Origin of the sequence: Francisella frigiditurris, assembly GCF_001880225.1 — a bacterium.
In the GTDB taxonomy this organism is placed as follows: Bacteria; Pseudomonadota; Gammaproteobacteria; order Francisellales; family Francisellaceae; genus Francisella; species Francisella frigiditurris.
Map to the genome: position 1 here is coordinate 1,771,002 of NZ_CP009654.1, position 26,090 is coordinate 1,797,091.

Below are 26,090 nucleotides of genomic sequence, written 5' to 3' on the forward strand. Positions count from 1 at the left end.
TTAGTTAGATAAATATGCTCTATCACCTTTTTGTATATTATTGATTCCACCTTCGATAACCTCAGCTATAGAATATTTTGGCATTACATCTATAACTCTAATTTTAGCGGATGGCTTACTATCCAATACAGTATGTTGCCCTGTAGAACTATCTTCTACTCTTCCTATGCCATATCTTATAGTATAGATACTTCCTTTTTTGACTCTTTCACCACCTTGATTAAGGTATATATTATTATCTACAATAGAAAGTACAGACAGTGGATAAATAGCTCCGATAACTTGATCTGCTATTTCTTTACCTATCTTATGGTACAGTCTATTTTCAACCTCTAGTAAAGAACCATTATTTGCGTCTATATATTCATTTGCTTCACTTGATGGTAGAGATACTGTAACAGTATTAGACCATTTCACTTCCATAGTAGCTAACTCAATCACTCTATAAGAAACTGTGGCTGAAACTCTCCAATTAGCGAAATTCTCCCCATAATAAGATGACTTCTTCTCATTTATACTTAAAGCTAAAACATCACCAGTCAAAATAAAGTCTGCTCCAATTTTCTGGCCTAGTTTTAGTTTATCTTCTGCTGAAGTAGAAGAGTTTATTTTTTGTATTTCAGACTGATAAATTGCTTCATCATCTTCATTTCGGTTTACTATTCTAAATTTTCTAGATTGAGTAAATTGAGCTTTTATAGCTTCTTCTAAACCTATTTTTACTACAGAAGTTGTTGTATCACCAGCATTTATAGCATCCTGCTTAACGTTAAATGGAACTATTGCAACTTTATACATATTAAGTTTAGATCTTTCATCAACTGGTTGATATTGCCCTAAATTTATAGATAATCTAACCTCATATCCTTCTTGATGTTTGATTTCATTCTCTATTGTATAAGATATGATTAAGCCTTTAGTTATTTTTCTAATTTCTTTTTCAAAGTTTTCTGTAAGAGCTATTTCTAAACTTCCTGAAGTATTTGGCATTTGAGTATTTAGATTATCTATTTCTTTCTCAATTTCTGCTTCATTGGCTTTTTCATTTTTATTAACTGTTTGAATCAAAGCATTTATAATAGCTTCGTGTCTTGTTTTTCCAAAGCCATCAACCAATATATGATCACTAGCTAAAGACAAAGATGCTACAAGCAATAATGTAATAAATACTAAAAGCACATTTCTTAACATAATACTTATCTCAAAATTAGAATTGATTTAAATACTCATTATCATCACTTTGCCTAATGATAACTTGACCATTTGTGGAAATTTTTCCGCTATCACTTGTTTGAGCATGTTCTCTACGATATTTATCATAATCAAAATTTTTGATAGCATTAGCTGTTTTAACTTGTTCAGGATTCCATCTTATAACTATGCCATATATTGGATTATTAGTACCTGGTAATGTGTATCTCCATTTTTTAACTGTTTTCAAACCTATTAAATCCAACTGCGCATGAGTTTGATAATAAGTTGAAAGAGCTTTTTCTATATCAGTTGTATCATCTCTTCTTAACTGATCTGTCTGTTTATTCTTAACTAATGTACTCGCTATATTTTCTGATAGAGTTAAAGCCTCTTTTGTAGACATTTGTCCAGCAACTAAAGTTACTATATTGGCTCTTGCTTGAATCTCTGCTTGTTTATAAGCATAACTAGAAGCTGAAACTCCTTGGATTTTAGCTCCAGTATAAGATCCTTGACCAAAAGATAAAATATATGGTTGATTATTTTCATCAAAGCCAACTCTAATACCAAAATCTCCCATCATATCTTCACCAGATTTATCTTTATATAAATCTGCTGTTGGCTTCCCACCCTTACCTTTTATTACAGGTTCATTGCCGTGTTTAATATCTTCAAACATCCCTTTAATTTTATCAGAGTAGATAACCACTACACCTACTGCAGCATTACCATCTTTTTCAACTACAAAAGTCTTTATTGGCAATAATCCTGATAAGTTTCCAAATCCAGTAGTTAAACTTTGGATTGTTGTTTGCTGATTAAGTAAAAGTTTTCTCTTTTCATCTGGTGAAGCAATATTACTTGGATCAACTCCATTTGCTTTAAGCTTTGCATCTAGTTCAGCTTCACTTAACGCCATAGTTTTAGCATCTATCGCAGCCTGTGTGCCAGCTTTAGGCTTATCAGAATCAGTATTTAATTCATTCGCTCCTGTACCCTGATTACTATTTATACTTAAAGATCTATCAACCTTTGTATTTGCAGAGATAAATGAAATATATTCTGCTTGTGCTTTTATTAAAGATTTTTCAAATGCTATTTGCACACCATCTGTATAGTTTGAGTTAGTCTGATTAAAAGAAGCTTCTCCAACAGCTGAACCAACATAAGCATATTTATCTCTTAAATTATTTTCATTAATATAAGCTTCCATAACATCTTCTAATATTTGCTCAGCAGTTCTACCATCTTGGTTTTGGACTGGTTTAGCATCAGAACTAATAGAATTATTCAAATCTGAAACATTATCAGTCTCTATATTTTTTGAGTCTGACTTAGTTTGCTGTTGAACTGATTGTGTATCATTAGTTTCTTGAGCAAATGCAGTGCTCATAAAAAGTGATGCTAAAAGCAAAGATGTTAAAATTTTCTTTTTCATATTACTCTCCATTTACATATCTTTAAAGAATTACCATCCAAATGTTGATCTAGTTTGTGATTTTCGTATTTGCTTATCATCTTGCCAGATTATTAAGCCTGTTTGTAAATCCATCATTTTCAATGTTGCTAAAAAGAATTTAGACCTTTTATCGCCATCTACATTTGTATTATCAATATCTTGAATGCTACCATAAACCATATACCTAGCACCAATGTGCTGCCCTAGCTTTATAGCTGTATTTTGATCAACCATGCCACTATTTGCTTGATATCCCAGCTGCTCTCTAACATTCTTAATTTGCTCCATATCTGTAACTTGGAACATATCGCTCTTTATAAGCTGGGTTTGTACTGTATTAGATAGCATATTTGTATTTATATGCTCTCTTGTTTCATTACGAATATTACTAAAGAATAAAGTTGGTCTTTCCATAGATGTTATTCTCACAACAGCTTTTGACGATAACATATCCTCAACCATATCCTTAGTCATGGCTTGAAGATCTGTCGAACTGAAGTTAATCGAAGTTGTATCTACACTATCAGACTTTTCATAATTGACACTTGTTTTACCACAAGAAGACAAAAGAAATATTGTTGCGACCAAAATACCAGAAATTAAATTATTTTTTTTCATATCAACATATTTCAAAGAATAATTAATAAATTATAACATTGATAAAAAATTTATAATAGTTAGAGTGACTATAGAGTTTTCTAATTTTCTTTTGATAAACAAACCTTTAAGAAATCGACAAAAGTATCTTCTAATTTACTCCTTACACCTGAACCTCTAATTAAATAAAAATTAGACTCCCCAAAATGGTATTCTTCAAGAACTGGTACTAATTTATTCTCATCATTCGAGTTTATAAATATATCAAAAGTATTAATAACGATAGCATCACTAAATGCGATTTTGACATCACAAAAAGCATTATTTAATATGAACCTAGGGTTAAAATTAAACTCTTCTTTTTTATGTGTTTTTTCAGATGTGGCTATTAATTTTGTTTTTATTTCCCCATTCTCTAAGAACCCAACCAAACGATGATCTTTTAATTCTTCTAATGTTTTGGGAATACCATTGATTTCCATATACTTTTTAGATACATATAACTTATTTTTAGTTTTTATTAACAATTTTATTGTATTATTTTGAGCAACTGGCTTATGAAAGCTAATTCCTATATCACAATTTTCTTTTAGTAAATCTATTGCTCCACCATTATAGGAAAAGATTAATATAACTTTTGGATATTTTAAGTAAAAATGTTTTAACTTGTTTAATAAAACATTATCAAAAAATTGCTTTGGTAAAGCTATTCTTAATACTCCTTCAACGTCTTTTGTTTTATTAACAATATCTTGTAAAGCATCGCTTGCATTTTGCTCTATACCTTCAAACCTTTCAAAAACCTCTCTACCTTGAGATGTCATTTCAATAAGTCCTCTAGAGTTTCTTCTCATTAGATTTATTCCTAATGATTCCTCTAATTGCTTTATTCTTCTAGATACAGTGGCTTGCGAAGTATTCAATGATTCAGCAAGAGCTGTAAATGATCCTAGTTTTATAAGCTTTATAAACAAAAATAAATCGTTATAATTCATACTTTATATTCCTTCTTGTATAGCAGATATACAATTTTGTATAGAGACAATACATTTCTCTCTACTTACAATTATATATAAAAGGAAAGTTTGATTCCTTTATTAAATTAATAAAACATATTAAAGGAGAAATTTATGAAAAAACATTTCAAAAAAATAATCCTAGGAAAAGCTTTAAAAGCACTTATCCCAAAGCTTTCATAACCTATATCTAGCCAAATATTCATAAATATTAAGTATTTGAATAAACTACTTATCTAAATTAGAAATATATATAATATTTTCACCAAAAAAGAAAAACTTAGAAAATATGTATATCCTTTATTCAATTCCAGGATCATGCTCTACAGCGATCGCGATTCTATTAGAAAAATTAAAAGTAGATTATAAAATAATCCATCGTAATGATGTCCCAAATTATTCTAAAATAGTCCCAACTAACCAAGTGCCTGCTTTAGATACTGGCGAAAGAGTTATTTCTGAGGGTGCTGCTATTACTTTATATCTACTAGATAAACATTGTGATTCATTAAAAAAAATATCTATAGAGGATAAGGGAGAGTTTTATCAAAAGTTAATGTTTAACTATGCTACCCTTCATCCTTCTTACACCCGTGCCACAGGTACAGCTAACGCTATGAAAGAAAATAAGAATATAGAAGTTTTACAAAAACTAGCTGATAAAATTTCTGAACTATGGGTAATAGTTGACAATCACCTTTCAGAAAATGAATTCATGTTTGGCGATGAAGCAACAATTGTAGACTATTTAATAACCATATATACCAAATGGGCAGCAAAGTTCTTTCCTTACTTAACTGTTACCACTGGTGAAAATGTAAAACGTTTAGCTAAGCAAATATCTCAAAGACCAGAATTCTTAAATGCTTGCAAAAAAGATGGTTTTAATTTTTAAGACTCGAGCTCACTTATTTTTTTCTTTTTTGCTCTTTTCTTTCTTTCTGAACGTTTTCTAGATGCCTTAAATTTAGCTCTTTTACTTTTTCTTGGTGTTAAAGATTTTTCCAATTCAGGATCAGTCTTACTATCAACCAATTCAAAATCTATATGGATTTTATCAAGATCAACTCTTACAACGCGTACTGTTATTTCTTGACCTAATCTAAATACTCTATTAGTTCTCTTTCCTATAAGAATATTTTTAGGCTCATCAAAAATATAATAGTCTCCCTTAATAGCCGAAACATGGATAAGCCCTTCTATGTACATATTTTTTAATTCAGCGAATATCCCTAAACCGTTAATATGTGCTATATGAGCATCTAAAACTTCTCCGATATAATCTTTCATGAAGTAGCACTTCAGCCAATTTTCAACTTGTTTAGAAGCACCATCAGCATTTCTTTCTTGATTAGATGCATTATCACAAATTGCAGCTAATTCTCCTGCTTTATAATCGCTGCCTCCATAGCCATATTCATCAATTGTTGATTTTATAAGCCTATGGACTACTAAATCAGGATATCTTCTTATAGGAGAGGTAAAATGAGTATAAGCTTTATATGCTAATCCAAAGTGTCCTTGATTATCAATACTATAAACAGCTTGATTCATACTTCTTAAAGTCATCAATTGAATATCATCAAAGTTTTTACGATCTTTAACACTTTCAAGCATTTCAGATATTGCTTGAGGTGTGACTTTTCCATCTTTACCTTGTGATAGATGTATTCCTTGAGAGCCCAAATATTTTTTTAGCGCAAGCATTTTTTCTTCTTTAGGTTCACTATGAACTCTAAATGGTGAAGTTTTTTTATGCTTAATCATAAACTTAGCTGCTGCTGTATTTGCTATAAGCATACATTCTTCAATTAATCTATGTGCATCGTTTCTATGTCTTGGAACTATTGACTCAATATGATTATGTTCATCAAGAAGTATTTGCGTTTCAACCGTATCAAAATCTATAGCGCCACGCTCATCTCTAGCCTGATGTAATATTTTATATAAATCATATAAAGTAAATAAGCTAGGGATAACTTCTGGGGATTTTTCTACAATAGAATTTTTCTTCTTATCCAACAAGTTAGCAACCTCAGTATAAGTAAGTCTTGCTTTTGATCTAATAACCGCAGAATAAAACTTATATCTTGAAAGTGCTCCATTACTACTGATATTCATTTCACATACCAGTGAATATCTATCGACTTTAGGTTGTAACGAACATAGTTCATTTGATAATTTCTCTGGTAGCATTGGTATTACATAGCCAGGGAAATATACTGATGTAGATCTCTTTTTAGCATCTAGGTCTAAAGCAGTATCTTTTCTTACATAATTAGAAACATCTGCTATGGCAACATATAACTTCCAACCACCAGTCTTTGTTTTTGTTGCATAAACAGCATCATCAAAATCTTTAGCATCTTCACCATCTATAGTTACAAAATCTAGTGATCTTAAATCCACTCTATTTTCTAACTTCACATCTTCAGATACTTTTTCTAAATATTTTAAGGCCTTTTTACTCCACTCCTCTGTTAAATCATACTTCTTACTAGCTATCATCATAGCTTCTTTAACAGGAGACATTTCTTCCACAATTCTTAAAAATCTTCCTACGGCTGCGCCTATAACACTTGGTTGAACTATAATCTCAGCTTCAATAAGCGAATGTTGCTCTATTTTTTCTCTAGGAGGCAATAAGATAATATTAGAACTTATATTTTTACTTACTGGTCTTAAAAAATGACCATCAAAGCAGGTATCATAATAACCAACTAAAGTTTTTGTATTTCTTTTTAAAATAGTTGTCACTTCTGCTTCTAATTGATTTTTCTTATTCAAACCAATAATCTTAGCTGCAACCTCATCTCCCACAAATAACATCTTTGAATATGTTGATGAAATAACTACTTCAGCTTGCTCAACATGAGAGAATAAGACTAGTCGCCCATCTTTATCAGATCTTACTTTTGATGTTATATATAGATGCTTATAATCAGCTAATCTATAAAATGATTTATCTTTAACAACCTGTCCATCTCTATCCATAGCCCCAAGTCTATTGATAAGACCTTCAAGCTGTGATCTTTTATCTATTTCCAAAGCTTGTGCAATATTCTCTATCGTTGCTGGAAAACCAAGATCTTTAAGATATTTGAGAATAAACTCTCTACTTGGAATTGGGTTGGTGTATTTTTGTGCCTCTAACTCTTTATTAGGGTCATTTTCAATATTGTATTTACTCACTTATAAATATATCCTGTTCAAAGAACTTTTTATTTTTTAATTTACCCTGATCAAACTCTGCAATTGCAATAAATATATCGTCACTATAAATTCTCACCACTCCATCTAATTCCAGTTTAACAGGTAACTTCCCTCTTTTTAACAAATCATCTTTAAGATTTTCTGCCAAATAATAAATTGGCTTATCCTCAAAAACTTTTTCTACATGATTAATGGTATCAATTTTTTGCCCTAAACTTAATGATTTTAAATTTTCTAGCTCAAAAGCTTGTTGAATATTAAAAGGTCCACTTGCAACTCTATCAAGTTCTATCAAATGCCCTCCACACCCTAACTCTCTACCAATATCTATAGCTAAACTCCTAATATATGTCCCCTTAGAACATTTAACTAATATTTTTATATTATCTTCTGCGAAAGATTTTAACTCTAACTTATATATGTTTATATTTCTTGGCTTTATCTCAACCTTCTCACCAGCTCTAGCTAGTTTATACAAAGGTTGTCCATTATATTTTAAAGCTGAAAACATTGGAGGAACTTGTTCAATTTTCCCTCTAAATTTACTTAATATTTTCTCTATTAAACTCTCACCTAAACTAGGTATTTGCTTACTTTCCGATATAATCTGTCCTTCAGTATCTCCTGAATCAGTTTCTACACCTAACTTAATTGTAGCCATATACTCTTTATCAGAGTCTAATAAATACTGGGCTATTTTAGTTGCCCTACCAAAACAGATAGGTAAAACTCCTGTAGCCATTGGATCTAAGGTGCCTGTATGACCAGCTTTTTGAGCATTAAATAGATGCTTAACCTCTTGAAGAACTTTATTTGATGATAAACCCTGGGGTTTATTAATCACTACCACCCCGTTCAAATTGAGTTTATTTCTTTTTTTCATACAGCTCCTTTTCTGCAAGCAATCTAATCATCTCTCCTGCAGCTAATTGCTCAGCCTTTTTTTTACTATCTGCGACGCCCTCTGTTTCCAAGTTAAACTCTTTTACTAAAACCTTTACAGTAAATATTTGCTGATGATCTTCCCCTTCAGTTTTTACAAGAGTATAGTCGGGTAACTCATAAGTATTTTGTAATAAAATCTCTTGTAATTTTGATTTGTTATCTTTTATCTTAACAACATCAAGATCTATATTTTCTAATATAGGTCTATACCAGCTAATCACACATTTTTTAACAGTCTCAAAATCACTATCTAAATATATAGCACCGATTAAAGCCTCTAAGACATCTTCAAGAATCCTCTCTCTCTTATGTCCTCCACCTTTTAATTCGCTTGCACCCAAAATTATATACTCATCAAGTCCTAACTTTAGAGCTAGCTGTGCTAAAGTATATCCTTTCACTAACTTAGTTCTTATCTGAGAAAGTTTACCTTCAGATTGTTCAGGAAACATAGAGAACAACACCTCTGCTATTAGAAATCCTAATATCGAATCCCCTAAGAACTCCAACCTTTCATAGTTTTTTTTACCTTTACTACGATGAGTTAGCGCTCTTATCGCAAAAGCTTGATCTTTAAATGAATAATTAATTCTTTTATATAGAGATATATAGTCTTTAGACATTATCTAAAAAATCCTACCTATTTCACCTAGTCTTACTGTTTTGTTATGGCTATCCCAGCTAAACCAGACTATTTTAGCTTTACCAACCAAATCTTTCTCAGAAACAAATCCCCAATAGCGACTATCTTCACTATTATCACGATTATCTCCCATAACAAAATAGCTTCCTTCAGGCACAGTTACCCCATCAAAATTAGTAGGTTGTGCTATACTCATCCAATCAACTTTGTATTGAACATCACCTAAATGCTCTACACAGACTATATCCTGCGACTCTCTATTTCCACCTTGATTATAGTAGTTTTTAGTATGATAGTCACAATCGGTATATTTTAAAGGCTCTCCATTGATAGTTAATCTCTTATCTTTATAAGAAATCACATCTCCAGGAACTCCTATGACCCTTTTTATAAAATCAACCTTAGGATTAACTGGGAAATGAAAAACAACTATATCTCCTCTTTTAGGTTCTCCAATAGGAATCAGCACCTTGTTAGAAAAAGGAGCTCTTATTCCATAAGCAGTTTTATCAACAAAAATAAAATCCCCAACAGGGAGTGTTGGTGTCATTGATGCTGTGGGAATTAAAAAGTTTCCAATTAAAAAAGTTCTTATTATAAAAACTGCTACAAAAACACCAAAAAGAGATCTCGCATAATCTGCTACTAATGGTGCTTTTAAATTATGATTTTTATAAAACTGTCTTTTCTCTTTTTTAGATAGTTTTTTTAATTCAGCCTTATAAGGCTGAAGTCTTGATCTTTGAAAGAAAAGTAAATCAATTAAATAAATAATTCCTGAAGCAATAGAAAGAAACAGTAACCAGAAAGTAAAATTAAAACTCATTTATAAAACTTAAATCTTTATACATTCAACAATATAAAAGCAATCAGCTTTTTTACTTTTCAATTTTATCTTTTTGAATGAAATAACCAACTCCCCTTATTGTTTGAATAAAATCAGACATATTTATTTTCTTTCTGAGATTATGCATATGAACCTCAAGAGTATTAGTATCCATTTCTTTATCAGTCGAATAAACTTCTTCTAATAACTGTGTTTTTGGTACTACACGACCTGCATTATTCAATAAAATAGAAAGTAAAGCTAATTCTTTCTTAGAAATAGGAATAATTACACCTTTTCTAGTTACAGTCTCAGAAGCTGAGTTAAAGCAAAAGTCTCCAAACTTAACTTCTTCATTTATAGTTTTATTTGCTTTAGCGGCAACTCTACGAGAAATTGCCTTTATTCTAGCAACAAGCTCTTCTAATTCAAAAGGCTTAGTTAAATAGTCATCAGCCCCTAAATCTAAACCTTTAACTCTCTCTTCTAAACTATCTCTAGCAGTCAATAATAATATAGGTGTTTTAACACCCTTATCTCTAGCATGCTTTAACACTTCAAAACCTGTTCTTATAGGTAAGCCAACATCAAGCACAACGACATCATAAAGACCTGATTCGATAAATAATTGAGCAGCCTCACCATCAGAAACTAAATTAACAGAATAACCTTCTTTTTGGAGAGCTTCTAATAGCCCCTCACCCAAATTCAAATCATCTTCTACAACTAATAGTCTCACTACACAAACCTTTTATTTGTATTTAATATTTAACTAGATGTATTATACAGTAACAAATAATTTTTTTTAAACTTTTTTAAAGTTAAGATTAATAGTGAGGATAATGCAAATGAATGCTGTTAACTTTAATAAACTTTATTCTGATTTTCAAAATTTTTTTACTTTATGTCACTACACAGATGATGCTTTAAAAAAAGAAGTTTTGGATAGAGCACATCAAGAAAAGGATTGTAACAACTTTAATTTTTACTTTAGAGGGATAGTATTTAAATTTGAAATAAATAATGAAGATATTAAATATGTAGGCTATGAGAAATAGGACTACTTAGCCATTTTTAAGGTAAATACATAAGGAATTACCAAGGCCAATACTATTCCGCCAAGGAGCAAAGAGTCAAAATACAACACAGACATCTCAGAATTATCTAATGGAATAAAACCAACTACAACAGCTATAACACATCCAATGATACCCAAAGTAGACATAACAAATGTACCTATAGCTCCTTTGAAAATTTCAAATTGACCTTCCTGTAAGGGCTGAGTTAACTTGAGCTTGAGTGCTGTAGCAAACATCCCCATATATGCAATTACTGCTAACTGAGCAGTAAGATCACTCAAGTACCAATATGCTGAATGAACAGAAGGCATAAATATATAAAAGAAACAAAATATAGTAAATATAAGCCCTTGAAACACTAAAATCTTATCGGGAGCATCATTTTTATTAGTCTGACTGAAAACAGCTGGTAACAAATTATCTTTACTAACAACCATGAAAGCTCTAGATAACCCCATTATCCATGCAGATGTTGTTGTAAATGCCCCAAAAATTAATGTGATAGCTATAAAATAAGATAACCACGGCATACCTATCTGTGAAAAGAAATAATGAAAAGAAACCATGAGACCTGTCACAATATCAACATCACCTATCTCAAGCTGCTCGCTTACCAAAATTACAGCTATATTAGACAAGATCAATGTCAATAGAATAACGAAACCTGAAATTAATAAAGCCCTAGGAAAATTTTTCTTAGCATCTCTTACATTAGCTGCATGAATAGCACTCATTTCCAAACCAAACAAGCTAAACATCACTGTAATAAATAAAGCCCAACTTCCTACATTATTTCCTGAAGGAACAAAATCATTAAGGCTTGGCATTGTTATATTATTTGTATGAGTTGTTGACCACACAAAAGCTATTAGAATTATAACTATCATAGGCAATAAAGTTCCTATAACAGCACCTAATGTACTAACTGTACTTGATGTTTTTATTCCAAAAAGATTTATGGCTGTAGCACTCCAAAACATAACCAAGCTCATCGACATCATATACCAAGGATTAGAGACTAGATCATTAGCATTTTGCCCCAATAAAGGTGCCATAACATAAGCAATAACTCCGGCAAAGAAACCACATATTGATGGGAACCATACTAGGTTATAAACCCATTGAAGCCATAAAATAACAAAACCAAATCTCTTTCCAAAAGCTTTTTTAACCCAGATATAAATACCTCCAGTTTCATCTGAAGAGCCCGTAGCCATTTCAGCTGTTAACAATGCACAAGGTATTAGAAAAAATATAGCTGCAAGAATGTAAAAGCTGATTACAATCCAACCAGCTTGGGCCGTTATTGAAATATTTCTCAAACTATCGACAGCTATTATATTAATCATAACTAGACGAATAAGACCTAGTTTTTTACTAGTCAAAATTTGTTCCACAAAGATCTTAAAAAAGTTTATACGATATAGCATTTTAGTATATACTTTATACCGAATTAGAACAAGGGATCATTAAGTTTAAATTAAGATGAAAAAAGTAAAATATTTAACACTTGCTTTAATGCTTACTTCAGCTTCAGGCCTATATGCTAAAGATAGTAAATATATTTGCAAAAATAGCATTTTAAAAACTCCAATTCCTAAAGCTGATGAAAGACAAATGCTAAACTTTACAAACTGGGCTGATTATATATCACCAGATATTATCCCTTGTTTTTCTAAACTCAGTAATACTCAAGTAAAATATATCTATACTTCTGATGACAATATGACTAGAACAAAAGTTTTAACAGGATCATCAGGTTTTGATTTAATTGAGCAAGGCTCTCTATACTTACCAAGCGAAATCCAATCAAAAGCTCTTGTAGAGTTAGATAAATCAAAACTACCAAATTTAAAATATAAGAATGATATTATCTATAGTAAAATTTCAGAAATAAATGATCCAGATAATAAATATGGCGTAGTTTATAGCTATGGCACAACTGGACTTGCCTATAATAAAGAACAAATAGAAGAAAGGCTAGGTAAAAATACCATTCCGAATAGTTGGAATTATGTTTTTAACCCTAAATATTTAAATAAGCTTTCTGACTGTGGCGTATCTCTTTTAGATGAGCCTGAGCAAATTTTTGGTAACTACTTCTTCTATAAAGGTATAGACCCAAATACAACAGATAAAGCAGCCTATGAAGAAGCGGCTTTATATCTTATTGATAATGTTAGACCTTATATTAAGTATTTTGATAGCAATAAATATCAAAATGACTTTACAGCTGGAAATCTCTGTTTAGTGATGGGCTATTCTGGTGACGTGGTAAGGTCTGTTGAAAGAGCAAAAGAAATAAATCCAGATATTACACTAGAATATGTTGTCCCTAAAGAAGGCACTAACATATGGTTTGATATGCTAATGATTCCTAAAGGAGCTAAGAACTTAGATAAAGTCTATGAGCTAATGAATTACATAATTGATCCATATGTTGCGGCTCAAAATAGTAATTATTTATATCAACCAAATGCTATGACTGGTAATGAAAAATACCTATCAAAGCTATTTGATGATACAAATATAAAACCCTCTAATGAAATGCTAGAAAAAATGTATGTTTTAAATATTCACGATGCTGAAACACAATCTTTTATTAGCAGAATGTGGATGAATGTAAAATATGGTATAAGATTCGAACCTAAATTTTATAAAGAAAATAAATCAAATTAATCCTAAATTTTCAAAACCAATACTATCTAATGCTCCATATAAAATAACAGCGACAGCATTAGATAAATTTAAACTTCTACTGTTCTTATTCATAGGAATCTTTATTTGTGTTTCTCCTAAAGATTCTAAAATATCAGCAGGCAACCCCCTAGTCTCTGGACCAAACAAAAGCATATCATCTTCAGAAAACTTTACTTGATGATAATAATTACTAGCTTTAGTAGTACAAGCCCAAATCTGTTTATCTTGGTTCTGCTCAATAAAGTCTTTAAAGTCTTTATATATTTTAATGTCCGCAAACTCATGATAGTCTAATCCGGCTCTTCTTAACTGTTTATCATCAAGTTTAAATCCCAATGGTTCTATAAGATGGAGATTAGCTCCCACATTAGCACATAAGCGGATTATATTACCTGTATTTGGTGGAATCTCAGGCTCATAGAGAACAACATTTAACATATCTAAAATAAGAAAAGCTTAGAGTCTAAATATTATAAACCCTAAGCTTTTAAGAATAAATAATTGATTGTAGTAAATATATTAGTTAGAAGCTTCTTCTTTTAAAGGAGCTGAAACACTTGCTTGAGCTCTTTGATTGTAACCTTTGTTCTCAGAGTTTGTATTAGGAACTAATGGAAACTCATAACCGAAACCTTTTGTATCGATCTTAGTATCATCAAGACCTAGTTGCTTCATATAGTTAGAAACAGCTGCTGCTCTTTTCTCAGAAAGGTCTTTATTATATTTCTCATAAAGAGGACCCGTTTTACCTTGAGAAGCATAACCTTTAACTGTTACTTTAGTTATATCATAACTATTTACAAATTTAACAAAGCTAGCTATTGCAGCTTTACCTTTAGCATTTAAATCAGCGCTATCATAAGCAAACTTAGTATCTAAATATACAGTAACATCATCACCATCAACTGTATAGCAAGCAACACCATCTTTAGTTAAGTTGAAATTACCTTCACACTGCTTGATACCTTCAGGAAGATTGTATTTACCTTCATCTATAGTTGGTAAAGCAGCCGCACCAGTAGTTTCAGCAGCAGTTGTAGCGCCATTATCTTTAATATTAGATGTATTAACTTTATTGTCTTCTCCACCAAATAACCAAGTAATACCACCACCTATCATGTTAGTACCAGCTCTTGCACCTGGTTGTTGACCACCACCAGCAACAGCATTAGGAGCCATTGTTTGAATATATCTATAGTCAGCAGTTAATTGAACGTTTCTAGAAAGCTCAAATTTAAGACCTCCACCAACATCCCAAGCACCTGTAGCTTGACCTGCTAAGTTAGCCCAACCAGCACCACCAGCAGCATATGGAGTAACCATTGTGCTATTACTAAAGTTAATAACACCTTCACCTAAGCCACCGAACATACCACCGTAAGTAGCGAACTGATTATATTGAACACCTAAATATTTGTTGATGTTATAACCAACTATACCGTTCCAACCACCAGAGGCACCAGCTTTGTTATTGAAATTATTAGCAAAACCATTAGCTTGTACACCTAAGTACCATTGTCCTGTTCTATCTTGAGGACCCCAAGTGTTATCACTGTTAGTTACGCTTCCCCAAGTGCTTCCAAATGCATCCATTATATTATCAGCAAAAGAAAAACTAGTTGTACCTAACAACAAAGATGTAGCAATAGCAATACTTCTTAATTTCATCAAAAATCTCCTCTATAGATTTTATAACATTTAATAAAATTTTCTTGACTGGAAATAGTCAATGCAAATATTCTAGATAAAAGAAAGTTCATATTCAAGAAAAATTTTAAGAAAAATTTAAGTTAATAAGATTTTTAATTCAGAAATAAATTAAGAAACCTTTTAAACTAAACTTATCTATCTATTTTTAAATTATTAAAGAATTTAATATTTTAATAAATCTGCTATAAAACTTGCCAACTTCTTCATAACTTAATTCAAATAAATTTTTGTTATTAATTTGAAGTAAGCTTTTTATATTTTGACATTAAATCTTCTTTTGTCTCAATATAATCAGGATCAACAATTATACACCTAATTGGACAAACTTTTGTACATTGAGATACAGAGAAATGCCCTACACACTCAGTACACTTATCAGGATCAATTTCATAATATTCTTCACCTTGTGAAATTGCTTGATTAGGACATTCAGGCTCACAAATATCACAATTTATGCAATCATCTGTTATTAATAAAGCCATTACTATCCTCTTTGCACTTTATTTTTCAGCTCATCATATACACATTCAGGAACAAATTCTTTGAGCCTAGTATAATCATGAATTGCTACAGCTCTAACCATCGTAGAAGAAATACAAGAGAAACTCTCACTAGGAGTTAAAAAGACCGTCTGTATAGAGTCATCTAATTTACTATTTATACTAGACATCTGATATTCATAATCGAAATCAGAAACAGCTCTTAACCCTCTCAAAATTGCACAAACATTATGCTTTTTTGCAGTATCTACCAAAAGTCCTGTAAAACTTATAACTTCAACTCTACTTTCATTTTTAAAAACAGTTTCTACTAGTTTCTTTCTATCCTCTAAGTCAAATAAAGTATTTTTTCCATAACCTGTAGATATAGCTACAACGATCTTGTCAAAAATACACAAACCTCTTTTGATTAAATCAAAATGTCCATTTGTAATAGGATCGAAAGTTCCAGGATAGATTGCTATTTTTTGCTTCATACAGTCTAAAATAACCCCAGCTCTAGCTTAGCTTCTTCTGTCATTAATTCAGAATTCCAAGGCGGATCAAACACCATAATAACATCAACTTTATCAACATTTGGTAGCATAGCCACTCTAGTTTCTACATCTTTCATAAGAATAGGTCCCATTCCACATCCAGGGGCCGTTAATGTCATATCAACAATAACATGGAAATTACCATTTTCTAATTCTCTAGTAGAAACATTGTAAACCAAACCTAAATCAACAATATTAACAGGAATTTCTGGGTCATATACTGTTCTCATCTGGTCCCAAATAGCATCCATATTTATTGGATCGCCAGGCTTAATATCATACTTTTCTACTGGATACTTAACTATCGCTTTACCGATAGCATCAGCGTCTTTACCATCCAAATGAAGAAGATTACCATTTACATTTAAAGTAAAACTTCCCCCTTTATCTTGAGTAACTAGTGCCTCTTGCCCTGGCATTAATGTAATTTCATTACCGAAAGGAACTGCAACAGCTACAACCTCTCGTCTTATAATAGTAACATCTGTTGGTTTCATCAAATCACTCTCTATACAGTAAAACTTTCACCACAACCACAACGAGCAGACTCATTTGGATTTGTGTATTCTAATTTATATAAGCCAAAATCATGCTTAACATAGTCTATTTTTAAACCATTTAAAAAATCTCTAGATTTATTTGAAATAAAAAACCTTATATCAAATAAACTTGTTTCTGTGACATCATTTGGTTTTTCTTTAACAAACTCAACATCATAAGCAAGTCCAGAACATCCCATAAGTTTAGTGCCTATATAAACACCTACACTTCCTCTCTCTTTTTCAAGATGTTTTCTAAAATGCTTAGCTGCTGCTTCTGTAATATTTAAAATATTATTATTAGGGTCAAATACCTCAACCATAAATCCTCTTTAAAATATAAATGTTATTTTAATTGTTTTATCACTCTTTTTAAAGCTATCACAAATGTATCAATCTCATCAAAAGTATTATACATTCCAAAAGACATTCTAACTGTAGAAGTTAAACCAAATCTTTGCATAAGCGGATGTGCACAATGTTGCCCAGTCCTAACGCAAATGCCTTTAATAGCTAATAATTCGCCTATATCACTAGCATGACAACCATCAACAATAAAAGTGATCACACCAGCTTTGTGTTCAGACTCACCAATGATTTTTAAGCCTTCAATCTCTTTTAATAACTCAGTCGCATATTTCAGAAGCTTTTGCTCATGCTCTTCTATATTTTTCATCCCTATGGAATTTATATACTTAATCGCTTCCCCAAGCCCAATAGTACCTATTATATCTGGTGTTCCTGCTTCAAACTTAAGTGGCGCCTTAGCAAAAGTAGTTTTTTCAATGCTAACCATATCAACCATATCACCACCATATCTAGCTGGGGGCATCTGATCTAAAAGCTCATATCTACCATATAAAGCTCCTGCTCCAGTAGCTCCATATAGCTTATGTCCTGAGAAAACAAAAAAATCACAACCTAAATCTTGCACATTCACAGATTGATGTATTATAGCTTGCGCACCATCAACAACAACTAAAATTTCTGGATTAATTTTCTTAACTTCTTTAACAATCTCTTTTATTGGATTAATAGTTCCTAATACATTCGAACACTGTGTGATAGCTAAAACCTTCGTTTTATTGGTGACCAAAGATAGAAGTTGTTCTATATCTAAATCACCATTATCTTTTACTTTTGCAACTTTAAATTCTAGCTCATTTTTGTAACACAACATTTGCCATGGTACAAAGTTTGCATGATGCTCCATCTCAGTAACAATAATTTCATCGCCTTTGGTTAAATACCATTCCCCTAGTGAAGAAGCTAATATATTTATTGAATCAGTAGTTCCTTTTGTTAAAACAATCTCTTCTTCTCTAGGTGCGTTAATAAATTCTTTAACTAATCCTCTGACTCTTTCATACTTGCCACTTGCTTCTTGGCTTAGAAAATATACGCCTCTATGGACATTAGCATAGCTAAAAGCATAGGCGTCAGCTATAGCGTCAATAACAGCCTTAGGCTTTTGTGCAGAAGCTCCAGTATCAAAAAAGATAACGGGCTTATCATTTATTGTTTGACTAAGAAAAGGAAAATCTTTTCTTACTTTTGCAACATCATACATATTATTTTAAATACTTAAATTATTCTAAAATAAGGAACGAAACAATTATACTAGATTAGTATAATTTTACCACTATTGAAATTTAACAAATAGGAACATTGACAGCTAAGCCGCCTAGAGAGGTTTCTTTATACTTAGTATTCATGTCTAAACCTGTCTCAAACATAACCTTAATAGCATAATCTAAACCAACAAAATGTTTTTCTCCACTATCTAGATGAGCAAGTTTTGCAGCATTTATGGCCTGAACAGCTCCCATTGCATTTCTTTCTATACAAGGTATTTGCACCAATCCACCAATAGGATCACAAGTAAGTCCAAGATTATGTTCCATAGCTATTTCAGCTGCTGATTCGATGGAATTAACATCACCGCCAAGCAAAACACAGTATCCTGCCGCTGCCATGGAGCAAGCAACTCCAACTTCTCCTTGACATCCAACCTCAGCTGCGGAAATTGAAGCACCAGTTTTATATAAAATACCTACTGCTGCACAAGTAAATAAATACTCTTTAATTACTTTCAGCCTCTTTGACTCATCAGTGATATTATTAACTTCTAAATAATACTTCAAAACAGCTGGTATCACTCCAGCAGCACCATTTGTTGGTGCAGTAACAACTCTTTCACCACAAGCATTTTGCTCATTTACAGCTATTGCATAAGCATTTAGATAATTAAAGTCTGTTATTTCAATATTTGAATCTCTAAGTTTTTTATATAAACTTGGAGCTCGTCTTCTTACTTTTAATCCTCCAGGTAGAATTGCTTCTTTAGAGGTTAGACCTTTCTCTATAGAAAGCTCCATCACATTCCAAATAGCATTTAGCTTTTCTATAGCAACCTCTTGACCAAAAACTGCTATTTCATTATCAAACATTAATTGAGCAATACTCTTATTAGTTGACTCACAAAGTTTAGCTAATTCCTTCATGGTTGCAAAACGATATGGCTTATTACAAGTTATTTCTGTAGGAATTTCATCTTTCTTTATTTGCTTTTTATCAACGATAAAACCACCACCTATAGAAAAATATTCTTTTGATGTGAGAAGTTCATCATTATTAAAAAGAGAAAATCTCATGCCATTCGCATGTTCAGGTAAGAACTCTTTAAAGTGAAACTCCAAATCCCTATCATAATCAAAATCTAATATATATTGATTTTTTATATTGATTTTTTTATTTATGAGACACTCCTCATATAACTTTTTAGCCAGCTCAATATCAATCGATTCTGGCAGAAAACCCATAATCCCTAAAATAGAAGCATAATCAGTTTTATGGCCCTTACCAGTTAAAGCAAGAGAGCCATATAAATCAATTTTTATTCTAGTAGTATCCTTTAGAAAATTTTCATTTATAGAAACAAAATCACAACCTGCTCTCATTGGACCAATTGTATGAGAAGATGATGGACCTACGCCTATTGAAAAAAGTTCAAAAGTGCTTTCCATAAAACACTCCTTTTTTATTTAAAAATAACTGTTTTAATCTTCAATGATATTTCTTTCATCACCAGCATTTTTTACAAAAATAACACATCTTGGATGGCTAACCATAACATATAAAACTATCCTTTAGACAAAATCATAATATCACAGTTTAGCAATAATGTAATTTTATTTAATAGCGCGTTCTCTAGCCTTCCAATCAGGCATATATTGCTCTATATATTTATAAAATTCTTTACTATGATTTGGATGAGTTAAATGAGCGATCTCATGCAAAACCACATACTCAACGGACTTTATATTTCTTAAAATTAAGTCAACATTTAAATTAATAGTTCGCTTTACATGATTACAAGAACCCCAACGTGTTCTCATCTTTTTTATCGATACTCGCTCTATTTCTTGACCAGTAATTTTTAAATATTTTGCTACTAAATTATTTAAAATAATATCAGCTCTATCAAAGATAAATTCATGAAATAACTTTTGTTTAAATTTAATATTATTTATAACACTACTATTTAGGTAGAATTCTAAAACATCACCTTTCTCTAAAATTAGATTATTTACTGAATCTATTATCTGAACACTATATCTTTCACCAAGAAAATATACTTCATCCATATTAGAGAATGTTATTTGAGAATAGTCAAACTTGTTATTTAAACTAATTCTATTTTGCTGTTTTTCTATCCATTTAGCTTTCTCTTTTAATATATCTAAGATTTTCGTTTGAGAAATACCTATTGGAGCTATAACATTTACACCTGAAGCTTTTACAGATATTTTTAAATTTTTGACTCTTTTATAAGTTATTTCTATATTATCAAACATTCTTTACTTCGTAATAGTTATATTTTTCCAACTTCCTGGTAAATGCACACCATTTTGTTTCCAATAGCTCATAACAAAATACCTAGATGGTTCTCCAGTATCCTTATAATCTTTCATATTTGAAAAATCAAAACCATCGCCACCTGTTGCTAAGAAATCAACTGTTGCTACTTTATATATGCAATCATCTTCTATAGATTTGCCATCTATAAGAATCTTCTGGATATCTCCATTAGAACTAAGAAATACTTGAGTTCCCGCAATTACACCAAGCTCTTCCTTGCCTTTAGGAAGACTATGCTCCACTATTTTTCTAACATCACTACCTTTTAATTTTAGAGTCACTACCATATTATCAAAAGGTAGAGCTTCATAAATCATTCCATATGTAATTTGACCTGCTGGTAGAGACCTTCTAACACCATATGTATTTTGCAAAGCTATATCACTATTAGTAGATTCTTTCATAATCTTAGCTATCAAATATGTAAGTTGAATGTTATAAAATCCATTATCTGCTGGCTCATTTGATAACGCTTCTGCTGATGTTGCAATAACCTCATTAAGCTTCTCTTTCGTCTGATTATAATATTTATCAATAATCTCTAAAACTTTTAGATCATTTTTTAGATTTTCTGTTGCTAATGCTAAATTAATAACCTCAGGTGTAACTGTGCATAAATCTTTCTTAGTATGACAATCATAGTGTAAAACTCCAATATCCTTACCTTGGCTAGCTCCTTGTATAATAGCCTCTCCATTGAGAAACCCATTTACAAGTTTATGACTATGTCCAGAAATTAATGCCGAAACTCCTTTTACATTTTTAGTTACATAATCTATTTCTGTTTCATTATTAAGCTCTTTTCTCGGAGATAAATAGAAAATTTTTCCACTTGCATCTTGCTCTGTAGGAATATGCGTTAAAAGAACTATAGCATCTGGCTTTAGTAAACCATTTTTTTGATAATTATTAATATATTCAATCCACTTATTAGAACTTTCTACTGGATTAGTGAATTCAAGATTACTTATATTTTTTTCTGCTGTTGTTTCTGGAGTCTCTAAAGTAGCCAGGCCTATAAAATATATAGTCTTACCATTATCAAATGTTTGATATCCATAAGGTTGTGTATAATCAAGCGACTTTTCTGTTCCTTCATAAAATATATTTGAAGCTAAATATTCAAAATCATTATTCGACCAAACTTTAAACCACTCCTGACCATAGTCAAACTCATGATTACCTACTGCAGAAAATTTCAAATCAATATAATTAAAAAACTCATTTACTACTTTTCCATGAGATATATTTGAAATAGCTGTTCCTTGATAATTATCTCCTGCCGATACCACTATTAGATTTGGATGAGTTTTTTTATAGTCTTGGATAAAAGTAGCGATTTTTGCTGCTCCGACCATATTACCATTAGGTTGCATTTGTCCATGAAAATCATTCAATGATAATACTGTCATATCATCATAAGCAAATACTATAGATGAACTAAAACACAAAGCTATAACAAAAAATATTTTCTTCATTTAACACCTAATATTGATTTGACTGATAAGACCCAAGAACTTTTAAAAAAGTGCTATTTTTTAGAGTTTCTAATAAAGCTTTTTGGACATTCTCATCATCCTCACTTCCTTCAAAATCAATAAAAAATAAATAATCCCATGCTCTATCACGTGAAGGCCTAGATTCAATTTTCGTTAAATTGACTTTATATTTACCAAAAATATTTAATATCTCAACAAGTGCATTTGCCTTATCTTCAACTGAAAATATAATTGATGTTTTATACTTATTTGAACTATTTATTTTATCTAAATTTAAGTATCCCATTAGGAAAAATCTTGTAAAATTAAAACTTTCATCCTCAAATTGACTTTGTATAATCTCTAAATTATAAGTTTCTGCTGCTAGCTTACTAGCTATAGCTAGAAGATTCTTTTTCTTTCTCTCTGAAATATATTTGGCCGCACCTGCTGTGTCACCGAACACTTGTGGAGATAATCCCATTTTTTTAAGGCTGTTTGAGCATTGTGACAATGCTTGAGGATGAGATATTACACCTTCAATCTTTGAAAGATTACTATCTTTCAAGCCCATTAAACAATGTTCTACTCTTAACACAATTTCAGATTTTATTTTAAGATTACTTTTTATCAGTTCATCATATGCTGGAATAACTGATCCTGCTAGAGAGTTTTCAACTGGTAACATTACAAAGTCAGCGCCACCTTTAATAACCTCTTCTATTGCATCATAAAAAGATAAACACGGTTTTGTTTCAATATTATCTATGCCTTGAGATTTGAAAAAACTTATTATAGCCTGCTCAGAATAAGCTCCATGTTCACCTTGAAAAGAAATTTTTATCATAAAAAATAATATTTTTAAATTCTGAACTAATAATACAGGTTTATAAAATAGTAGACAATAAAATGAAAAGTTTTTCGAACTTATTATACGTAATTATCATTAGATATAGCTTGCTTTATACCTTCAAGCATTTCATCTCCTGGTAAACAAAGATATTTAGCTATGGTTATCGTTATAAAACTTATTACCAATAAAGCTAATGTTGAATAATAAAAATTAAGTAGTCCCGTCCCACCAAATGTACTGAAATATGATACTAATGTAACAGCTACAATATAAAACCAGAACCATATAGACTCTCTAAAATTCCAATGGATATCTTCTGATTTATCATGTCTAAATATTCTATATGCTCCTAACATTACTATAGCAATAATTAATGCAACACCTGCTTTAGATATTATAACCCAACCACTCCACAAAAATACCAAACTTGCAGCAAATATACCTAAAGTACATATTAAATAAGCAAATTTAAGTCTAAAAGGCCTATGTATATCAGGTAGATGATGTCTTAATGCCATTGTAGATGTCGATCCAGTAACATATGTTAAGGCAATAAGAGAGGTTAAAAAAGTTGCCATTTCTTGCCACCCTGGAAATGGTGCAAACATTACTAAAGCAATCAGAAAGTTAAAACCTATAGCATACACTGGCTTTTTAGTAATTGGAGTTAGTTTACCTAATATATTAGGCAAGTAGCCATTAGCAACCATTGCTCCTAAAGATTTTTGAGCAATACTGAAATATATCAAACCAGCCATAAGTGGAAATACTATAGCTCCAAAATACAAAGGATACATAACCCACTTCTCTCCAAAATGCTGGGCCATTACAGCAAACGGTCCAAAGCTTGAAGTTGCTTCACCAGATATTGTTATAGTATCCCAATTATTCCCATGAACATATTTAGACATTACCAACAAATATGCAAACTGTAAAAACAAAAAAACTACTAGACAAATTAATATAGCTCCAATAGTTGCAAAAGGTATAGATTTTCTAGGGTTCTTAGTACTTCCTGCTAACTCAACTATAGTTTTAAATCCCGTAAAAGCGTATGCAATACCTCCAACAGAAACAGCTGCCAAAACACCGTCAAAACCAAATGGTATCATCTCTATTGGCTCTGCTTTAAGATCTTTTAACGCTGGAAGTGTAAAACAAAAAACTATAAAAACTATAGATATAAAAACTGGAACTAGTACTTTAAATAATGTAATAACATTATTTATTTTAGCTAACCATTTAAGTGAATAGAAATTAATAATACAAAAGCCCAAAAGCATTATTGTTGCAACAGGGAAACCAACTACAGATAGCGCCCCTTCTTTTGAAGCATTAATTAAATCAGGATAAAAAACTGCTAAATATTGAATTACTGCCTGTACTTCAATAGGTGCTAATACTAAATAAGATATCCAAGTAATCCATGCAAAAATATAGCTAGTAAGCGTACCATGTGTAATATGAGGTATTCTAGAAGTCGATCCTTCAACTGGCACTATTGTACAAACTTCGGCAAAAACCAAAGCTATAAACAGCATTAATAAAGCACCAATTATCCAAGAAAAGAAAGAAGCAGGCCCTGCTGTTTGAGATGTATATTGAGCTGCGAACATCCACCCAGATCCCATAATCGCACCAACTCCCATAGCCACTAAACTAAAGGTTGAAAGACTTCTTCTTTCCACAAAATCTCCTTGAAAATTAAAAACTAATTCAGAAAAACATTAAATTACATTCTACTTTTTTTCTAGCACAAAGTAAAGAAAGCTCATTTATACAAGCCTTCTAACAATTCTATCATTTAATGTTGACATTATATCGTACTCTATGGTAAGAACTTGCTGAGCCAATGAAAATGCACTATTCCTATTTCTAGGAATATCTGATATCAACTCAACTTCATCTCCAACTTTAACTCCATACTCGTTCCTACCAAGAGAAATAGTTAAAGCATCCATACTCATTTTTCCAGCCATTTGATATATATGACCATTTATATTAACTACCCCTCTATCTCCAAGTTCTCTAGGAAATCCATCACCATACCCTATTGGAACAACAGCTATCTGCTCGCCTTCAAAACCACGATATATTACCGAATAACCAACACCTTCATCTTCATTTAGCGTTATAATTTTAACAACTTTAGATAAAAGTCGTGCTATTGGTTTAATTTCTCTAATCTCTCTATCAAGATAAAAATATGGTAAGAAGCCATAAGTCAATATACCGGGTCTAATCATGTCATAAGAGATATTTCTCTGACCTAAAAATCCATAAGAATTAGAGAGGTGACAAAGGATATTCTGATCAATTGATTTTGTATATTGCTTAAGCTCTTCAAATCTTAATATTTGTTTTTTATTAGTAGGATGATCTCTATTATCTGCACAAGCCAAATGACTATAAATACCCTCTAAATCTATATAGTCTGATTCATAAATTCTTTTTATAGTTCTTTTTGCATCAGCATAATCGACTCCCATTCTGTTCATACCTGTATTAACATTTATATGAACTTTTATTATTTTTTTATATTTTTTTGCAAGTTTTTCTAAAATAGCAATATCATTATAATTCTGGACACTTATGCGTAAATCATATTTCACAATATCCTCAATATATTCAAATTCAGCAACACCAAAAACAATTACTGGCTTATCCGTTATCTTAACTACTCTCAATGCTTCTAATACATTAGCCGTAGCAAAATAATCAACCAAATCACAAGAGCTACTTACAACAAGTTCTAAACCATGCCCATATGCATTGGCTTTAACAGGAAAACATAGCTTTGTATTTCCAATATATTTTTTGATTATTTCTATATTAGTTCTTAACTTATCCTTATTTATTTCCAAAACGTTTATTGCCATAA

Annotated in this window: 26 protein-coding genes; 3 read left to right on the forward strand and 23 right to left on the reverse strand. The window is 31.2% G+C overall.

The genetic code is table 11. The features are described from left to right. The 4 genes from KX01_RS08820 to KX01_RS08835 form a co-directional block, all read right to left on the reverse strand. Nucleotides 1-1,191 carry a CsgG/HfaB family protein gene (locus KX01_RS08820; RefSeq protein ID WP_071664633.1) on the reverse strand — a complete coding sequence of 397 codons (1,191 nt, stop codon included), beginning with the start codon at nt 1,189-1,191 and terminating at the stop codon, nt 1-3. Nucleotides 1,192-1,207: 16 nt separating this feature from the next. Beyond that, entirely contained in the window at nt 1,208-2,632 is a 1,425-nt protein-coding gene (locus tag KX01_RS08825; protein ID WP_071664801.1) for a DUF6844 domain-containing protein, read from the reverse strand. Between the two features lie 30 nt (nt 2,633-2,662). After that, on the reverse strand, nt 2,663-3,271 hold the full coding sequence (lpoB, locus tag KX01_RS08830; RefSeq protein WP_071664634.1) for a penicillin-binding protein activator LpoB: 609 nt from the start codon (nt 3,269-3,271) through the stop codon (nt 2,663-2,665). A gap of 80 nt (nt 3,272-3,351) precedes the next feature. Further along, nucleotides 3,352-4,245, reverse strand: a complete 894-nt coding sequence (locus tag KX01_RS08835; RefSeq protein ID WP_071664635.1) for a LysR family transcriptional regulator — start codon at nt 4,243-4,245, stop codon at nt 3,352-3,354. 310 nt (nt 4,246-4,555) lie between these two features. Between KX01_RS08835 and KX01_RS08840 the strand changes: the two genes are divergently transcribed. Next, nucleotides 4,556-5,161, forward strand: a complete 606-nt coding sequence (locus tag KX01_RS08840) for a glutathione S-transferase family protein (protein ID WP_071664636.1) — start codon at nt 4,556-4,558, stop codon at nt 5,159-5,161. Here KX01_RS08840 and rnr read toward each other — a convergent pair. From rnr to KX01_RS08865, 5 genes are read right to left on the reverse strand one after another with little or no spacing between them, the layout of a single operon-like run. Then, nucleotides 5,158-7,458, reverse strand: coding sequence for a ribonuclease R (gene rnr / locus KX01_RS08845; RefSeq protein WP_071664637.1), 2,301 nt, complete (start codon nt 7,456-7,458; stop codon nt 5,158-5,160). The two genes, KX01_RS08840 and rnr, sit on opposite strands and share 4 nt — an antisense overlap. Next, complete coding sequence (gene truB, locus KX01_RS08850) at nt 7,451-8,362, reverse strand: tRNA pseudouridine(55) synthase TruB (RefSeq protein ID WP_071664638.1); 912 nt, start codon at nt 8,360-8,362, stop codon at nt 7,451-7,453. Before truB ends, rnr begins: the two co-directional genes overlap by 8 nt. Beyond that, on the reverse strand, nt 8,346-9,047 hold the full coding sequence (rnc, locus tag KX01_RS08855) for a ribonuclease III (RefSeq protein WP_071664639.1): 702 nt from the start codon (nt 9,045-9,047) through the stop codon (nt 8,346-8,348). Before rnc ends, truB begins: the two co-directional genes overlap by 17 nt. 3 nt (nt 9,048-9,050) lie before the next feature. Continuing rightward, nucleotides 9,051-9,893 carry a signal peptidase I gene (gene lepB, locus KX01_RS08860; protein ID WP_071664640.1) on the reverse strand — a complete coding sequence of 281 codons (843 nt, stop codon included), beginning with the start codon at nt 9,891-9,893 and terminating at the stop codon, nt 9,051-9,053. Between the two features lie 52 nt (nt 9,894-9,945). Then, nucleotides 9,946-10,632, reverse strand: coding sequence for a response regulator (locus tag KX01_RS08865; protein ID WP_071664641.1), 687 nt, complete (start codon nt 10,630-10,632; stop codon nt 9,946-9,948). 109 nt (nt 10,633-10,741) lie between these two features. On the opposite strand from KX01_RS08865, the gene KX01_RS08870 reads away from it, so the two are divergent. After that, on the forward strand, nt 10,742-10,951 hold the full coding sequence (locus tag KX01_RS08870) for a hypothetical protein (RefSeq protein WP_071664642.1): 210 nt from the start codon (nt 10,742-10,744) through the stop codon (nt 10,949-10,951). A gap of 2 nt (nt 10,952-10,953) precedes the next feature. On the opposite strand, the gene KX01_RS08875 is transcribed toward KX01_RS08870, so the two are convergent. Continuing rightward, nucleotides 10,954-12,369: an APC family permease gene (locus KX01_RS08875; protein WP_071664802.1), complete on the reverse strand. Its 1,416-nt coding sequence runs from the start codon at nt 12,367-12,369 to the stop codon at nt 10,954-10,956. 121 nt (nt 12,370-12,490) lie between these two features. Between KX01_RS08875 and KX01_RS08880 the strand changes: the two genes are divergently transcribed. Next, entirely contained in the window at nt 12,491-13,651 is a 1,161-nt protein-coding gene (locus KX01_RS08880; protein ID WP_083578950.1) for a polyamine ABC transporter substrate-binding protein, read from the forward strand. Here KX01_RS08880 and trmL read toward each other — a convergent pair. From trmL to alr, 13 genes are all read right to left on the reverse strand, one after another. Next, nucleotides 13,643-14,110, reverse strand: coding sequence for a tRNA (uridine(34)/cytosine(34)/5-carboxymethylaminomethyluridine(34)-2'-O)-methyltransferase TrmL (gene trmL / locus KX01_RS08885; protein WP_071664644.1), 468 nt, complete (start codon nt 14,108-14,110; stop codon nt 13,643-13,645). The genes KX01_RS08880 and trmL overlap by 9 nt on opposite strands. Before the next feature lie 81 nt (nt 14,111-14,191). Beyond that, nucleotides 14,192-15,340, reverse strand: coding sequence for an OmpA family protein (locus KX01_RS08890; protein WP_071664645.1), 1,149 nt, complete (start codon nt 15,338-15,340; stop codon nt 14,192-14,194). A gap of 275 nt (nt 15,341-15,615) precedes the next feature. Further along, nucleotides 15,616-15,864 carry a YfhL family 4Fe-4S dicluster ferredoxin gene (locus KX01_RS08895; RefSeq protein WP_071664646.1) on the reverse strand — a complete coding sequence of 83 codons (249 nt, stop codon included), beginning with the start codon at nt 15,862-15,864 and terminating at the stop codon, nt 15,616-15,618. Nucleotides 15,865-15,866: 2 nt separating this feature from the next. Further along, nucleotides 15,867-16,358, reverse strand: a complete 492-nt coding sequence (coaD, locus tag KX01_RS08900; RefSeq protein ID WP_071664647.1) for a pantetheine-phosphate adenylyltransferase — start codon at nt 16,356-16,358, stop codon at nt 15,867-15,869. Between the two features lie 5 nt (nt 16,359-16,363). Beyond that, nucleotides 16,364-16,915 (reverse strand): putative Fe-S cluster assembly protein SufT, encoded by a 552-nt coding sequence (gene sufT, locus KX01_RS08905; RefSeq protein WP_071664648.1) that lies wholly within the window; start codon nt 16,913-16,915, stop codon nt 16,364-16,366. Between the two features lie 11 nt (nt 16,916-16,926). Further along, complete coding sequence (locus tag KX01_RS08910; RefSeq protein ID WP_071664649.1) at nt 16,927-17,280, reverse strand: HesB/IscA family protein; 354 nt, start codon at nt 17,278-17,280, stop codon at nt 16,927-16,929. Between the two features lie 23 nt (nt 17,281-17,303). After that, a complete protein-coding gene (locus KX01_RS08915; protein ID WP_071664650.1) occupies nt 17,304-18,527 on the reverse strand; it encodes an aminotransferase class V-fold PLP-dependent enzyme in 1,224 nt (407 codons plus the stop codon). An 82-nt stretch (nt 18,528-18,609) separates the two neighbouring features. Beyond that, a complete protein-coding gene (locus KX01_RS08920) occupies nt 18,610-19,983 on the reverse strand; it encodes an L-serine ammonia-lyase (RefSeq protein WP_071664651.1) in 1,374 nt (457 codons plus the stop codon). Nucleotides 19,984-20,148: 165 nt separating this feature from the next. After that, nucleotides 20,149-20,814: a M48 family metallopeptidase gene (locus tag KX01_RS08925; protein ID WP_071664652.1), complete on the reverse strand. Its 666-nt coding sequence runs from the start codon at nt 20,812-20,814 to the stop codon at nt 20,149-20,151. Between the two features lie 3 nt (nt 20,815-20,817). Next, nucleotides 20,818-22,356 carry a bifunctional metallophosphatase/5'-nucleotidase gene (locus KX01_RS08930; protein ID WP_071664653.1) on the reverse strand — a complete coding sequence of 513 codons (1,539 nt, stop codon included), beginning with the start codon at nt 22,354-22,356 and terminating at the stop codon, nt 20,818-20,820. Nucleotides 22,357-22,363: 7 nt separating this feature from the next. Next, nucleotides 22,364-23,203 (reverse strand): prephenate dehydratase, encoded by an 840-nt coding sequence (pheA, locus tag KX01_RS08935; protein WP_071664654.1) that lies wholly within the window; start codon nt 23,201-23,203, stop codon nt 22,364-22,366. A gap of 83 nt (nt 23,204-23,286) precedes the next feature. Next, nucleotides 23,287-24,897, reverse strand: a complete 1,611-nt coding sequence (locus KX01_RS08940; protein ID WP_071664655.1) for an APC family permease — start codon at nt 24,895-24,897, stop codon at nt 23,287-23,289. Between the two features lie 87 nt (nt 24,898-24,984). Further along, on the reverse strand, nt 24,985-26,082 hold the full coding sequence (gene alr, locus KX01_RS08945) for an alanine racemase (protein ID WP_071664803.1): 1,098 nt from the start codon (nt 26,080-26,082) through the stop codon (nt 24,985-24,987). Nucleotides 26,083-26,090 lie beyond the last annotated feature (8 nt).